The organism is Bacillus sp. SG-1 (genome assembly GCF_000181495.1).
Taxonomy (GTDB): domain Bacteria; phylum Bacillota; class Bacilli; order Bacillales; family Bacillaceae_B; genus Rossellomorea.
The window spans coordinates 23,542-38,558 of the sequence record NZ_ABCF01000012.1 but is presented as its reverse complement, the minus strand read 5'-3'; the positions used below and the strand labels follow the sequence as shown (position 1 = coordinate 38,558).

The window sequence follows — 15,017 nt, the reverse complement described above, 5'->3', positions numbered from 1 at the left end:
GCACCAGGGATTTTTCCGGAAGCAACAATCTATACAAAAACAGCCTATTTTTGTTAATCAAACGTTTGATTAATAAGACTATCTCCTTCTCAATGTTGCAGCAGAAGCTACACTAGCCCTGCTCTGACGGTTCTGACGGTTAAAAATAAGCAAAAAAAGAACCACCTTTAGCTGGCGGTCCTGACACATCATTGCATAATTTGATTTTGTTCATTATAGAGGGTAATTTCAGCTGGGTAAGTAGAAGTCAATTCCTTAGGCAGTTTTATATATTCCAAAATTACAGGTTGCTGAGAAACATCTATAGAGAAGCTGTATTCCTCGTGAATCAGTTTTGCTTCGATTGTATCTATATCGAGTTCACTATTTTTCCCAATCAGGACACCGTACTTCCCATCAGCTGTCGATACGTCTTCAAACCAAGCCTCATTTGTTCCGTAACCAGCATGCATGATCTTATATCTATTGTTGAACCCCTTTTCCAGGTGGGAACTTCCAATATTACCATTTTCTAATTGAAACATAGCGATGTAGGAATTGGTTTCATCCAGTTGGACAATTTTCATTACCTCAAGTTTCTTCTCCACTGCTTCCCCACGGTTAATGAAAGATTGCACTTTATTTTGGACAGATGCCTTATCTGCTTTAACATTGTACTGCTTATAGTAATACATTGTCCCGGCAGCTGCGAATAAAAATAAAAGCAGAATGATATTCTTTTTCACCTGTCTGCTCCCCTGTTTATATGTACTTTTATACTGTTGAGAACTTCACGATAATAAGAGTCCTTGTGAGGAACAAAAGCAGCCTTTTCAGCTCTTAGTGTTTTCAGTTCTTTTATTTCGCTGTCTGTAAGATGGAACCCTTCCAAATCAACACTAGATATCTCCTTATCGATCAGTTGTGAAAAATGCTCCAGCTCAATCCTGTAGATCCCCGATACTTCTTCTGACTGCAGGGAAAAGTCATCCATTATTCCAGTAAACTCGTAAAGAAAAAGGTGTGCCCTTTCTCTATCAATAAAACCTTCCATACTACTTCATAAGGAATGATGCCCATAGGGACGAGTTCTTCATACCGTACGTTTATTCCTGTCTCTTCCTTTACTTCCCTGATGCCGTCTTCAAACGTCTCATGAGAAAGGATATGCCCGGCAGCTGTGATATCAAGAAGGTTGGGATAATCTTTTTTATCCATGCTCCTCAGTTGAAAATAGAGAAAGTACTTTTCGTTTTCCCATTTGATAAACCAGCAGTGAAAGGTTTCGTGCCAATGCCCTTGCCTGTGAACTTCATCACGGGCTGCTGCGCCTATGTGATACCCTTCATTATCAAAAATGTTAAGAGTTTCTTTTTCCATACACCCTTCTCCCCTCATTCTTTCAGCCTTTTAAGGTGCTAAGCTTCCGGTTTCTTATCACCTGATTAATGACTTCTGAAAAGATTAGACCGATGGCAATCGAACCTGATATCATGAACGCCTTTGCTGCCAGACTGATGGCCGCATTATAATCATTCTGCACAAAGTTCCTCATCGCATCGTAGGCCATTCCCCCTGGGACCAGCGGGATGATACCGGCGACACTGAAAATGATGACCGGTGTTTTATAGATTTTCGAATAGACTTGGCTGAGGACAGCGATGATAAACGAGGCCGTCACTGTTGCCAGCACGATATCCATCCCTTTCACAGTCATTACAAAATAAATAACCCAGCCGATCATTCCGACAATTCCACATTTGACCAGGGACTCCCTTGGAGCGTTGAAGATGATGCCAAATGCCGCTGAAGCAATAAAGCTGGTGATACTTTGTTCGAGTATATACACGGGCAGAGGACCTCCTTTTCTTGAGAATTGAGAAAGCTTGTTTTATTAATAGAAGGAAATTAATATCCAGCCAGGAAACGTGCCCCCAATCAGAAAGAACAAACCAGAATTTTATTAACAGATAAGAATGTTATACAAACGTAAATACAATCGCAATCCCCGACCCAATGGCAAACGCCGTCAGGAATGCTTCTGCTCCCTTCGACAAGCCCGACACAAGATGGCCCGCCATTAGATCCCTGACTGCATTGGTGATGAGCAGCCCCGGTACCAGAGGCATGACCGAACCAATGATGATTTTATCCAGTTCTAAACCTATGCCGGCTAAAACAAAGCCAAATGAAATCAGGCCAATGGTAAAGGAGGCCAAAAACTCAGCAAAAAATTTAATCGGTACCACTTTATGAAAATAAATTAAACTCAAAAAGCCGACTCCCCCTGTAAAAACGGCGGGAAGAAAATCATGCCAGCTGCCCTTAAACATGATAAGAAAGCAGCCACTGGCAATGGCAGCAGCCAGGATTTGAATATAGAAAGGAAATGGCATGGTAGCTGCATCAGCCTCTTCCAACAACTCATACGCTTCATCGATTGAAAGCTCTCCGCTGCTGATCCTTCTGGAGATGCTGTTTACTACCGTCACTTTCTTCAAGTCCGTCGTTCTATCCGAAATCCGGATTAACTTGGTTTTCGTCGGTTCTGACGTTTCAATGGAAAAAATGATCCCAGTAGGCGTTACATAACTGTGTGATTCTTTTATTCCGAATGAGGCTGCGATCCGCATCATCGTATCTTCTACCCGATAGGTTTCCGCTCCGCTTTGAAGCATGATTTTTCCTGCGAGAAGACAAACCTCCATGATGTCATATCTGATTTCCATTTGTTTTTCCATAATCGCAATCTCTCCAATAAATTCCTTTTAGTTATGTAGGTACAATTCTAATGGAAAGGGTGTAGGAGAAGCAACACTTTATTGCTTTAAAGCGTGAAGAGGGACAGTCCCTCTTCACGCTTTAACGAGTTAAAGTTCCTTGGTCCGCATCCAAGGATAAAGGCAGATACCAGCACCAAAAATGCTTTATCGCATTGGAGGAGAGCCCTCAGCTTTCCTGATTATTTTTTATATCTTGTATTATTTGACTTTAGGGTCTCTTTTCCCGACAATAAAACACACACATATATTATTAAGGAGAAGTTATGGATATTAAAACTAAGGATTTATATGATTATCTGATCGAGAAAACCCCTTTGTTTACCCAAGAGTGGCTGAAACTTCAGGAGATTCGTACTGGCTCCCACTACTCACTTGATGCTCCGCCTGAAGTTACAGAAAAAATAAAAGAGCAGATCGGCAAATATCTTGAATTGATTGCCGACTCTCTGTTCCAAACTGAAGAAGAAATGAAGAAAAGTATTTCTGACTGGACGGCACAAACAGCTTCCCACCGGGCCACTTCCGACACTTCGCTGACAGAAGTGACAAGGGGCGGAGGCCATTTCCGAAGACTTTTGATGGGGTTTGTTGAGCGATTTGCTGAGCAGACAGACCTCGACGTGACGATTAAGGATTTGATGTATTGGATCCAAAAGATGAACACAGCATTAGATTACGTTATGGAAACCTTTACGGACAACTTTCTGAACATCCTTCTGGACAGATTGTCCTCCCAATCGAATCTGATCAATGAGTTAAGTGCACCTGTCATTACACTAACGGATAACGTAGGCCTTCTTCCTATTATCGGGGATATAGACACCACGAGGGCAAAAAGTATACTGGAAACTACTCTGCAGCAAAGTACAGACTCCGGTATTTCCTACCTGATCATCGACCTATCAGGCGTGGTCATGGTCGATACTATGGTCGCCCAGCAGATATTTCAGCTGATTGAGTCCCTGACTTTAATCGGCGTACAAACCATCCTCACGGGTATTCGTCCTGAAGTGGCGATGACGGCAGTCCAATTGGGCATTGATTTCTCTGAAATTCAAACTGAAAACTCATTGCAGCGGGTCATTTTAACCTTTGCCAAAAAGCTGGATAGAGATTTAAATACTTAGGATTCGTGAAAATGATGTAATCATGGGGATTGCATCCTGTCTTTATAAATCAACAAGAAAGCCTTACGGGATTCCCGTAAGGCTTTTCCTTGTTATTGATAAATTGTATTGGACAGAAGGCGGAACAAGTAATCCGTATGATCGCGGAAACCGGGTTCAAGTCCGATAAGGGTTACGTCTGTGTCTTTTTCTTTTACAATGACAGGCTGACCTTTCGCGTTCAGTCTGGATTCACCTTTCCAGAAACCTGCCATAAAGAATTCATCGCTGTTTTCGTAAGATGCCAGAACTTCCTGGCCGTTTAAGCCCGTGAACCAGGCAGGACTGTAAACAAAGCCCACATCATTTGTCTTATACCCCTTCGATATAAAAGAATTGTGATAATCCACTTTCACAATCCCGTTGCTGTTGCTGCCTCCTTCATTTACACTTACATCCGTCAGTCCAAGCGTATTGGCCGCAGAGGCGGAAGATGCGCCTACAGAAATATATTTACCCCCGTGTTCAACAAAGTCGGCAACATTCGATTTGAAGCTCTCAAATTGTGCAGAATCTTTCAGGACGAATTCTTTATTAGCTGCAGGCTGTGTGTCTGAAGTCGAAATCAAGGTACTTGTTCCGCTGTAAACAAAAACATCGAAACCACCCAATCCTTTTTCAGCTACTTCTTGCGGAGTCACCTCAGTTACATCAAATCCTAATCGGGATAGGGCTAATTTGGTACCGGCATGGGATTGCTGCTTATTGATCCCTCCATCTTTCAAGATAGCCACTTTTACATCTTTCACTGCTGTATAGTCATTTGGTGCCTTTGCTGTCTCCAGCGTCAAGCCAGACGCCATCGCCAGTTTTTTCAGCAGTCCTCCCGGCTGTGCATTTACATAGAAGTTTCCGTCATTTCCACGGCGGACTTCTATTTTGTTCTGGAGAAGTTCGTTCACCAGGTTCACTGCTTTTACGGAAGAGTTAGGTATTAGATAAGGCCCTTTTCCTGCCAATCCACCCTGTTCATTAAGCTTGTTTACTTTAACTGATGCTGCATTGATGTCTGTATGGACCGGGACAGCTTCAAATCCCCATAGCTCCGGCAGGCTCCATGCAGAAATGTCATACATGGCAGTGGTGTCTTCCGAAATATCTTCCCCATCCCATAACATGGTATTGGCCAATCCGGCTTTTGCCTGATCCATTTTAACAATATAGGTTCCAGCAGGATATTTCTTTCCATCAACCGTAAATGGTTGTTTCACTTCTTCCACGTCAATATCATTTTCCTGAAGATGCTCCACTGCTTTTTCAGTGGCTGTTGCATCCGCGTCATCGATAGGAAGGATATAGCTTTTCGGGAAAAACCCCTCCTTATGATTTGGATGGTCGAATTCAATTCCTCGCTTGAACATCTCAATCTGATCTTTAATCATTTCAGTACGATTCTCAGTAGCGAACTTTAAAGCACCCATTACCGCATCATACGTCCATTTAACGCCATCTTCATCATTGGTAGGCGCTTCAAGAGTATGACCATATGCCCCATGATACATCGCATACATCGGGGTGAAAATCGGAGGATAATCATCCCATCCCGCAGCATCATCACGGTAAGGGATATATGTACCTTTCATATTCTCATACAAGTCTCCTTTAAATTCACTGCTGCTTCCTGCAACGATTTCATCTTCCATCGCTATCGCTTGATTAAATGCCCACTTTTCATATAGATTGTATTCATAATTTGGATTATGAGGAGGAGTACAAGGTTCAATCAACCCAGGCTTGCCGTCACCTCCATACTCTTTTACGTATCCATGTAAATCAAGAAGCACCATCGGATTCCATTCTGTCATCAAATCGACGGCAAGTTGTGTTTCAGGCTGTGATTGTGTAATAAAATCCCTGTTAAGATCGATTCCATTGCCATTAAATCGGGTTCCGTCAAAACGTCCATCCGGATTGGCGACTACATTTACAACGATGATATTGTTTTCTAAAATTGCTGTTGTTTCAGGGTCATTCTCAAATGCCATTCTTTCAATCAACTGCAGTGCTGCATCTGTACCCACATATTCGGTACCATGGATTGAGGCGTTAATCATGATCGGGACTTTAAAATCAGGATTCTTATCAATCCAATTCTGTGCTTTTTCAGGGTTTTTAAACATCTGCTTCCTTAATGCCTGATAATGTGAATATTTTCCCTTCGCACTCGGATCGGAAATTGTGACTACAAACATGTCATGTCCATTCGCTGATTCCCCCTTAATATCCAACGTTATACGATTGCTGCCTTTCTCGATGCTTTCCAACTGACTTTTGATCTCTGAATACTTCACAAAATCATAGTTTTCACTGTTAAACAAACTGCCCGTCGTATTCTCTTCCTGGCTGTAAGAAATGCCTGTGTTGTTTTGGCCTTGATTCGCCATGACAGAGAAAGGGACAGATGCTAGCAGGCTGACACTCAGCATTCCCGCAGCCATCTTTTTATTAATTGCCATTTTCATATCCCCCTTTTTCAATCATGAAAAATTATAAAATTTAATGAATAAAAATACAATAGTAAATATTATCTATTTTAATTTATCCTTCTATTCACTTGGTTTCAACAAATAAATCCAATTCGCTATTTTGCATAAATAAACATACATCTAACTTCATAAAAGTTTTCAAAAGACAGTGTAAGCAGTTTTTACCTCTTTAAAAAACATTGCAAACGAGCATATTAAATAATGGTCAACTGACCTATCAAAGGAGGTAATTACATTGAAGATTAAAATTAAGTCTTTTCTCATATGCGCACTGGCACCGTTGATGATTTTGACGGCATGTAACGGGAACGGAGATAACGAGCTGGCGGATCCACAGGATGTGAACTATGATCCCGTAAGCTTTAGTGGCGAAAACCCAAATAACAACGGGAACGGTGAAGCCCTCACAGACCGTAACCCTGATGATCCAGCGGTACAACGACAAGGAAGAAACCTTTTCACACGACGCTTTACAGTACCTGTCGACCCTAGAAACGGCGGACAAAATACAAGAGAATATGCAGGACAAGGAAATAGACAAGAAAACGGACAGGGGCAGGCTGCACAGGAACCGGAAACCCCACAACAGCCTGCTGATGAGAATCAAAATGCAGAAGCCGGCAATATGGATGAATATGTACAACAGGTTATTGATTTAACAAATGGTGAACGCAAGAAAAATGGCTTGCCTGCACTAAAGCCTCATGCAGAACTTTCAAATGTGGCACGCATCAAGTCAGAGGATATGGTTAATAAAAATTATTTCTCGCACACTTCTCCTACTTATGGATCACCATTCGAAATGATGGAGAACTTCGGTATTGACTATAGTACAGCAGCCGAGAACATCGCAGCCGGCCAGGAAAGTCCGCAAGAAGTCGTGAAAGCTTGGATGGACAGCCCTGGACACCGTAAAAACATTATGAACCAACAAGTTACGCATATCGGTGTCGGATATGCCGAAGACGGCGGCAGAGGAATATATTGGACACAGATGTTTATTAAATAAAAAGCAGAAGAGCTCTACTCAGCGAAAAATATTAGATGGCATGACTAAAAACCCCGGCATTGCCGGGGTTTCCCCTATGTCTTAAAGGTTTGTACGCTCAGTATTGTTTACTCGTACACGTTCAGGATATGTGTGGGTATTCAAAGAATTATTCTCTGAAAAATGCCCATATACCTTATCTCTGCGATCTTCCTCAGCATCAACGAGTACGACAATATGGCCTTTGTTTAGATGGTCCTCATATTCTTTGGCGTGTTCTTCAGGGATGCCTGCTCCTGTAAGAGCACCAACTAGTCCGCCTCCGCCTGCACCGATTGCTGCACCACTCAAGGCTGTCGCCAATGGTCCTGCGGCTGCCAGCACACCGACTCCAGGGATTGTCAATAAGCCGATTTCAGCTATGATACCTGCGATACCACCGAGAACACCGCCAGTACCGGCACCAATGCCAAATCCTTTACCCGCATTTTTGCCTCGACCGCTTTCACTTTCTGTTACATCACTGTTTGTCTCATGCTCAATGCTTTTAACATCATCTTTGTCTTTAGCAAATATGGAAATGTCTTCTTTGGAGTAACCTAAATCATGGAGCGCTTCAATTGCACGAACGGCTTCGTCTTGATTCCTGAATACTCCACCAATAATCGTCTTGCTCACTTTTATCCCTCCTCTAAAGATATCTTCATTTTTTAAATTCCCTGAATTCTCTATTCTAAACCTAAATGATCAAGCAAAAAGTGCTTCTCATTCCAACAAAAAAGCAAGGGATCCTCCCCCTTGCTTAAAAAGCCCAATTCCCTTTTCTGAAGACTGCTTCTCTTGTTCCATCTTTGTTAATTCCGTCAATATCCATTTCATTTGATCCAATCATAAAATCTTCGTGCACAATACTGTCATTGAGGCCTGCAGATTTTTTCTCCTTTTCAGAGAGTGCCTGGCTGCCCTCAAAGCAAGTGGGATAGGAGGAACCTATCGCCAAATGATTGGACGCATTTTCATCAAATAACGTGTTAAAAAACAGGATGCCCGTATCTGAGATGGGGGATTTATGCGGAACGAGCGCCACTTCTCCCAGATATTTCGCCCCCTCATCTGTTTCCAGGATTTTGTTCAATAAATCCTGGCCTGTTTCCGCCTCGGCTTTAATGATTTTCCCCTTTTCAAAGGTAAGCTTGAAATTATCAATGATATTTCATGATAGGCCAATGGCTTTGTACTTGAAACATACCCATTCACCCCAGTTTTGAGAGGGACGGTATAGACTTCTTCTGTTGGCATATTGGCAATAAAGGTCGTTCCTGCCTTTATTGGTTGAACTGCCTGTCAGCCACAAATGCTTATCTGGCAATTCAACAGTTAAGTCTGTTCCCGTTGCCGTGTATTGCAGCTTCCAGAAGCGTTTCTCATTCAACTGTGAGGCTTTTACCTGCAATGTTTCAATATGCTTTCGCCATTCATCTACCGGTTTCTCTTCTTTAATTCTGACTGCTTCGAAAATGGTGTTCCATAAAGCTGATATCCGTTCAGACTCAGGCAGTTCTGGAAAAACCTTATCTGCCCACTTCTGTGATGGCATGGCAATGATGGACCAGCTGATGCGGTCTGTCTCAATCGCATCATAAAAACTCTCAAGCGCATTTCCCCTTGCTTTTTCATATGTTTGCAATCTTTCCGGAGGGATTCCTTTTAACAAATCTGGATCATCTGCTTCGACCTGCAAGAAGGCTCCCTCTCTTTCACCGACAGAGTCAAAAGCGGCAGCAAGCCATTTCGGGAAATGTTTGAAGGCAGAATCAGGAGCAAGCTCATAATGAGTCCTCTTCACCTCTTCATCATACCATTGCACATGGACATCCCCTGCTCCCGCAAGGTAAGCCTGCCTTACGATTCTTCTGACCAATTGTTCTGTTCCCGTGGGCGCTGAGACCCATAAGAATTGGTCTTTTTGGATATTGACACCGGCTTTCACAGCAAGTTCCGCATATTTATCAAGATTTCGTTCAAAATCCACGCGTATTCCTCCGTTCGGTTTTCTATTTATCAACAGATAAATCCTATTTCACTCAAATCCACTTAAATGGTGTTGCCTCTCGCCTCCTAAACACCTTACGCTTTCCCAGTATAAAACATCAAGAACAAAGCATCCTTCAGCCCTCTAAAGCACGAAGAGGGACAGTCCCTTTTAGCGCTTTAAAGCACAAAAAGGGACTGTCCCCTATAGTGCGTTAATGCACTGAAGACAGTCCGCTATGTTATTATGCTGAAGGTGATACTTGTGTTTGCTGCTGCAGTTTTTGCCCTCTGGCTTCTTTGATTGTCAAAATCATAGCAATCAATAAGAATGCACTTGAGATTTGAAAAAGTGTTCCTGTTTCCACGAACTGTGCCAGTACGCCAAAGACAAGGCCGCTCAAACCGATTCCAAGGTCAATGGAAGAGAAAAACATTCCGTTCGCTACTCCTCTTCGGTTCGATGGAGTTTTAGAAAGTACCCATGATTGCAACGTAGGAATCAATGAGCCGAATCCTACCCCGAATAGCAAGCCCGCAATGATGATAAGCAGATTTGAATGCGCGAAGGACAAGACCCACATACCGACGAAAGTCACAGCCGTACAGAAAAGCACCAAGCCAATCGGTCCTTTTTCGTCAAACCACTTGCCGGCAAAGGGGCGTGAGAGTGAAGCCATTATTGCATTGAATAAATAAAAGAGGAATATCTGATCAATGCCTCTCTCTTCCCCAAAGATTACAATAAACGTCACAATGGAGCCGTACCCGAATGTTGCGATAACCGTAATGATCGCCGGGTAAATGCTCGACTTTTCCACAAGCGAGCCAAAATATGAAAATTTCAGATCCTCTTTCTTCGTATCACGGACAGACTGCGGCGTGTGATAATGTACAACACTTAGCAATACAAGAGCAATGATTCCCAATGCTGCTGATATTAAAATCAGATTCGTGAAGGATGTCACTTGGAACAGGAAGATTCCCAGGCTCGGCGCGACAATCATTCCAATCGTGATTGATAACCCGTAATAGCCCATTCCTTCTCCAAGTCTTGAATTAGGAACTACATCAACAGCCGCCGTACCGTTCACTGTTGTGGACCATCCCCAGGCAAGACCGTGAACAAAACGGAACAATAGGAAGATGACGACAATTTGCGAAAGCGGATAGATGGCAGTAATAAGAAGAAGGGCAGCTGCCCCTATTAACACCAAAGACTTCCGCGCCTTATATTCAAGCATATAGCCGATAAAAGGTCTGCTCAAGACAGCGCCAATTGAAAACAAGGTTGTCACAAGCCCGATTTCCAAGCCGGATGCTCCCAGTGATTTAATATATGGAGGCAAAGTGGGAATCAACATTTGAAAGGACATGAAAACAAATAAATTCCCAATCATCAGCATAATGAATGATTTGGACCAAAGTGTTTCTTTCATTATAAATACCTCCTGTCATGACCATGATTTCAGGCCAACTTTACACAAAATAAAAAACAATCCTCTCAAAAGAAGATTATTCTTCATCTAAATAATATTTCGGATTACTAAATAATAGCACAATCACCGCGAAATTGATATATGAAAAAAGAACCTTCAACATGAAAAATCTAAGGAGAAGGTTCTTTTCTTTAGTTTATATCGTTCCATGTAATTTAAATGCAAACCTCCATGAAGATCAATTTTTGCTTATAGAATTACAATAAAAAAAGAGACTTTGCACCTCTTTCCATCTTTCAGCTTACGTCAAAAAAGAGCTTCATGGAGTGTTCATGAGACACCCTCACTTCACATATGCAGGCAAAAGGGCCCCATGAAGCGTTCATGAGACACCCTAATTCCAAATATGCAGGTAAAATGTCTTCATGAAGCGTTTATGAGACACCCTCACTTCAAATATGCAGGCAAAATGGTCCCATGAAGCGCTCATGAGACACCCTATCTTCAAATATGCAGGCAAAAGGGCCCCATGAAGCGCTCATGAGACACCCTATCTTCAAATACGCAGGCAAAATGGTCCCATGAAGCGTTCATGAGACACCCCTCTAATACAGCAGTTCGTAAACCCCATTCAACTGATAACCGCGTTCCAGGTCCCCTGCTTCGTTGGCATGGTTGATTTCATTATCCAGGATATTCTCGAGCGACCGGATTTCTTCTTCACTTAGCCCTTTTACAAAGGCACCCTCTGACGGATAATGACCGTGCTCAATTTTACGGTAAATCTCACTCATCATCTCATTCTCTTCAGTATAATTGGAAAGCACTTCCCGTAAATACGCCAGGTTCTGATCCATGACGATTCCTCCTTTTTGTAAGGCTTCTTTCTTAAAAGTTGTTGCTATTTAATATAATTTCAAAAATAAAGCCATCATCCACACGGGATATCCTGGTAAGAAAAGCTACTCTCCCTTTACAGGAGAAAAACTTATACCCAGGAAAATTCGCCCTATTTTCCAAACGCAACAATCTATACGGAAATAGCCTTTCATAAAGTTAGGATGACTAAAAAATGACCGAATTATGCGGTAGATAAACCTCTAATGGACTAGGTGATTTTTCGACAAATTCCGGGGTGTGCCTGTAGTCTCCCCCCTTATAATGGACATATAAGTTATCATGAAGATACGACAAATATGCATTTATGGGGGAAATAATAATGCCTAAAAAACCAAGTTCACATACAAGTGTCGAAGTTAAACTAGAAGCTGTAAAAAATGTCTTGGAGAATCATCAACCTGTAGCTGTAGTGGCAGAGGAGATGGGATTGCACAGAGACACAGTAAATAGATGGGTGAACAAGTTCAAAGAAAATGGGAAAGAGGGTTTGATGAACTCCCGTTCTATTACTAACTCAGCGTCTTCCAAGGATTTAAAAAGAATTCGCGAATTGGAGAAGAAACTTAAGGAAAAGGAACAAGAGAATGAAATCCTAAAAAAGTTCCAGGCCTTTCTCAAAGAGAACGAATAAGCAAGAAATTTGAAGCTATTTCTGCATTGAGAAAGGAATACCCAGTTATACTTTTATGCCGCGTACTTAAGGTGTCACCTAGTGGTTATTATGCCTACCTTAAGCGACCAAAGCGTTCTGCATCCTCAGAAGAAAAAGAGACATTAAAAGCAATTAAGAAAGTATATCGAGCCGAGAAAGGGACTTATGGATCTAAACGAATTTCAAAAGTTTTGAAGGCCAAGGGGCAAATTGTTAACCATAAAAGAGTAGCTAGGCTAATGAAGGAAGCCAATTTAAAGGCAGTGGTGAGACTGCCAAAGACAAATGAAGAATCGAAGGGGAAGTCAACTGGTACGGTATATCCGAACCTTCTTGAAAGAGACTTTGAGGCTCAACATCCAAACCAAAAGTGGGTAACTGATATGACTGAAGTCATCCACAGAGGTGAAAAGCTATATATTTCAGCCCTTATGGATTTGTTTAACCGAGAAATTATCGCCTTTAAAATAGGGTTAAGTCCAAACAAACAATTGATTGAAGATACTATCAAAGCTGCCAAAAAGAAAAGAAAGCTAAAGAACCTTGAAGGCGTTCTTATTCACAGTGATCAAGGAAGTGTATACCGTTCTCTTATGTACCGAAGCTTGAAGAAAGAGTTTAAATTCACCCCTAGTATGTCCCGGAAGGGTAACTGTTGGGATAATGCCGTTATAGAAAGCTTTTTCTCTCAGCTGAAGACTGAATTCCCTTGTTTCTATCCTGTAAATAAAGATTCAAATATACTTCAAATAAATTTATTAAAGTATATTAAGCGATACAACGAGAAACGAATCCACAGTAAAATTGGATTCGTTTCTCCAAAACAGTTCCTTAAAGACTATCTAAAAACGGCTTGATGTGTCGTATTTTTAAATGTCCACTTATTGGGGGTTGATTCACTGTCACGACAAGGAATCATCCTATATAATAGGGGAAAATTCAACCAAGCATGGAGAGTGGTATAGATGTGGAACAGTTTGTCGTCAGCGTGGAAAGAGTGTTTTGAGCAAGCCTGGAATTCGTATTGCAGCGGCTCTTTTCCCATCGGGGCAGCGATTACGGATGAAAATGGAGACGTCATTTCTATCGGCAGAAACAAGGTATACGAAAAGGTGATTGAAGAAGGCCAGGTCTGCAATAATAAGATTGCTCACGCAGAGATCAACGCGATTTTAAAAATCAATAACCTTGAAACCAACACAAACAGGAAGAAATACAGCATCTACTCTACTATGGAACCTTGCGCTTTATGCTTTGGTGCCATCGTTATGTCCAGTATCAAGAACGTTCACTTTGCAGCAGGCGACGGCCTCGCAGGTGCGACAAATCTTATAAACGGCAATGACTATATTGCAGGAAAGAATATTCTTATTAACGGGCCCTTTAAAGATCTCGAAATTGCTCAACTCGTGCTAAAAACAGACTTCGTCCTGAGAAGGGGTCATGACACTGAGCGGATCCTCACTCCATGGAGAATTGATTGTCCAACAGGTATCACGATTGGAGAAGAATGGTTTAAAAACGGCACACTTCAGAATGCTAAAGAAAGCGGAAAGCCTTTCGGCGAAATCTTTGATGAAATTCTACAACAAGCCGGAATCATGGCCACTACCCGTTAAAACAGTTCACTCCCCCGCCACCCGTATAAATCCTTCCGAGTAGGAAAAATTAGCACTATCAGTAATTCTTTGGGTGAGGGAGGACCAGTCAATGCTTGAAACAGCAAAAGAAATTCTGTATGTGCTCGGAAGGATCGTCACCATTTTGCCTCTTCTTCTATTTGTTACAGTATATATGGGCAAACGGGCAATCGGTGAACTGCCCATTTTTGATTTTCTTATCATATTAACACTTGGATCGGTGGTGGGTGCCGATATTGCCGAACCCAAGGTGCAGCATCTCCCAACCGTTGTAGCCATCATCGCCATAGGAATTCTGCAAAAATCCGTCTCCAAGCTGAAAATTGCCAATAGAAAAATCGGCAGGCTCCTGACCTTCGAACCAACCGTTGTCATTCAAAATGGGAAGCTGCTCAGGAAAAACTTAAAACAAATTCAATATTCCGTGGACAATGTTCTTCAAATGCTGCGCGAAAAAGACGTCTTCGATATCAATGACGTTGAAACGGGCATTATTGAATCGAGCGGTGCCCTCAGCATTTATAAAAGGGCACAGAAGCAGACAGCTACAGCAGGTGACATTGGAATCATACAGCCTTCATCCGGAATTTCAGTCCCCGTCATCATGGAAGGCACTATTTATCAAAATGTCCTTGATCAATATAATGTTAACGATAATTGGCTGAAACAGCAGCTCCTATCAAAAGGCATTCATGACCCAAATGAAGTCTTTTTTGCGGCGATAAATAAAAACCTGGATCTTCATATCTCCTTAAAGGAAGAAAACCCATGCAATGTGCCGTCTTTGTATCATTGAATATTGTCTCAAAAGGTGCCTGGTACAAATGGCTGTTGTGTACCAGGTACCTTTTTTCATGGAACTTTAGTGCCTATCAACAACTTTCAGCGTTCTATTAACAAGTTCCACGGTTCTATTAACAACTTTTTAAATCTATTAACAACTTTTAACCATT

At 41.9% G+C, this 15,017-nt stretch carries 15 protein-coding genes and 1 pseudogene; 6 read left to right on the top strand and 10 right to left on the bottom strand.

Features of this window, described 5'->3' with window-relative positions; genetic code table 11:
- Positions 1-188 precede the first annotated feature (188 nt).
- The 5 genes from BSG1_RS08670 to BSG1_RS08655 all read right to left on the bottom strand — a co-directional run bounded on the left by BSG1_RS08670 (position 189) and on the right by BSG1_RS08655 (position 2,720).
- Positions 189-725, bottom strand: a complete 537-nt coding sequence (locus BSG1_RS08670) for a hypothetical protein (RefSeq protein WP_006836626.1) — start codon at positions 723-725, stop codon at positions 189-191.
- The gene (locus tag BSG1_RS21350; protein WP_006836625.1) at positions 722-973 is read right to left on the bottom strand and encodes a hypothetical protein; all 252 of its coding nucleotides are present in this window, start codon (positions 971-973) and stop codon (positions 722-724) included. Before BSG1_RS21350 ends, BSG1_RS08670 begins: the two co-directional genes overlap by 4 nt.
- A complete protein-coding gene (locus tag BSG1_RS21345; protein ID WP_006836624.1) occupies positions 973-1,359 on the bottom strand; it encodes an NUDIX hydrolase in 387 nt (128 codons plus the stop codon). Before BSG1_RS21345 ends, BSG1_RS21350 begins: the two co-directional genes overlap by 1 nt.
- Positions 1,360-1,381: 22 nt before the next feature.
- Positions 1,382-1,828, bottom strand: coding sequence for a threonine/serine exporter family protein (locus tag BSG1_RS08660; protein WP_006836623.1), 447 nt, complete (start codon positions 1,826-1,828; stop codon positions 1,382-1,384).
- Positions 1,829-1,958: 130 nt separating this feature from the next.
- Positions 1,959-2,720, bottom strand: coding sequence for a threonine/serine exporter family protein (locus BSG1_RS08655; RefSeq protein ID WP_006836622.1), 762 nt, complete (start codon positions 2,718-2,720; stop codon positions 1,959-1,961).
- A gap of 305 nt (positions 2,721-3,025) precedes the next feature.
- Between BSG1_RS08655 and BSG1_RS08650 the strand changes: the two genes are divergently transcribed.
- The gene (locus tag BSG1_RS08650; protein WP_006836621.1) at positions 3,026-3,889 is read left to right on the top strand and encodes an STAS domain-containing protein; all 864 of its coding nucleotides are present in this window, start codon (positions 3,026-3,028) and stop codon (positions 3,887-3,889) included.
- A gap of 92 nt (positions 3,890-3,981) precedes the next feature.
- On the opposite strand, the gene BSG1_RS08645 is transcribed toward BSG1_RS08650, so the two are convergent.
- Entirely contained in the window at positions 3,982-6,384 is a 2,403-nt protein-coding gene (locus tag BSG1_RS08645) for a M14 family zinc carboxypeptidase (RefSeq protein WP_232214219.1), read from the bottom strand.
- Between the two features lie 265 nt (positions 6,385-6,649).
- Between BSG1_RS08645 and BSG1_RS19810 the strand changes: the two genes are divergently transcribed.
- Positions 6,650-7,423: a CAP domain-containing protein gene (locus tag BSG1_RS19810; RefSeq protein ID WP_052302380.1), complete on the top strand. Its 774-nt coding sequence runs from the start codon at positions 6,650-6,652 to the stop codon at positions 7,421-7,423.
- Between the two features lie 81 nt (positions 7,424-7,504).
- Here BSG1_RS19810 and BSG1_RS08635 read toward each other — a convergent pair whose 3' ends face one another.
- The 4 genes and pseudogenes from BSG1_RS08635 to BSG1_RS08620 all read right to left on the bottom strand — a co-directional run bounded on the left by BSG1_RS08635 (position 7,505) and on the right by BSG1_RS08620 (position 11,729).
- Positions 7,505-8,080 (bottom strand): general stress protein, encoded by a 576-nt coding sequence (locus BSG1_RS08635; protein WP_006836618.1) that lies wholly within the window; start codon positions 8,078-8,080, stop codon positions 7,505-7,507.
- A gap of 124 nt (positions 8,081-8,204) precedes the next feature.
- Positions 8,205-9,434: pseudogene (locus BSG1_RS08630) on the bottom strand (aminopeptidase).
- Positions 9,435-9,678: 244 nt separating this feature from the next.
- Positions 9,679-10,872, bottom strand: coding sequence for an MFS transporter (locus BSG1_RS08625; protein WP_006836615.1), 1,194 nt, complete (start codon positions 10,870-10,872; stop codon positions 9,679-9,681).
- A gap of 605 nt (positions 10,873-11,477) precedes the next feature.
- On the bottom strand, positions 11,478-11,729 hold the full coding sequence (locus BSG1_RS08620) for a sigma-G-dependent sporulation-specific acid-soluble spore protein CsgA (RefSeq protein WP_006836614.1): 252 nt from the start codon (positions 11,727-11,729) through the stop codon (positions 11,478-11,480).
- A 362-nt stretch (positions 11,730-12,091) separates the two neighbouring features.
- On the opposite strand from BSG1_RS08620, the gene BSG1_RS08615 reads away from it, so the two are divergent.
- The 4 genes from BSG1_RS08615 (at position 12,092) to BSG1_RS08600 (ending at position 14,860) form a co-directional block, all read left to right on the top strand.
- Positions 12,092-12,403, top strand: a complete 312-nt coding sequence (locus tag BSG1_RS08615; RefSeq protein WP_198008218.1) for a helix-turn-helix domain-containing protein — start codon at positions 12,092-12,094, stop codon at positions 12,401-12,403.
- Positions 12,404-12,429: 26 nt separating this feature from the next.
- A complete protein-coding gene (locus tag BSG1_RS08610) occupies positions 12,430-13,281 on the top strand; it encodes an IS3 family transposase (RefSeq protein ID WP_006836612.1) in 852 nt (283 codons plus the stop codon).
- A gap of 108 nt (positions 13,282-13,389) precedes the next feature.
- Entirely contained in the window at positions 13,390-14,043 is a 654-nt protein-coding gene (locus BSG1_RS08605) for a nucleoside deaminase (RefSeq protein ID WP_006836611.1), read from the top strand.
- Between the two features lie 91 nt (positions 14,044-14,134).
- Entirely contained in the window at positions 14,135-14,860 is a 726-nt protein-coding gene (locus BSG1_RS08600; RefSeq protein WP_006836610.1) for a DUF421 domain-containing protein, read from the top strand.
- Positions 14,861-15,017: the final 157 nt, after the last annotated feature.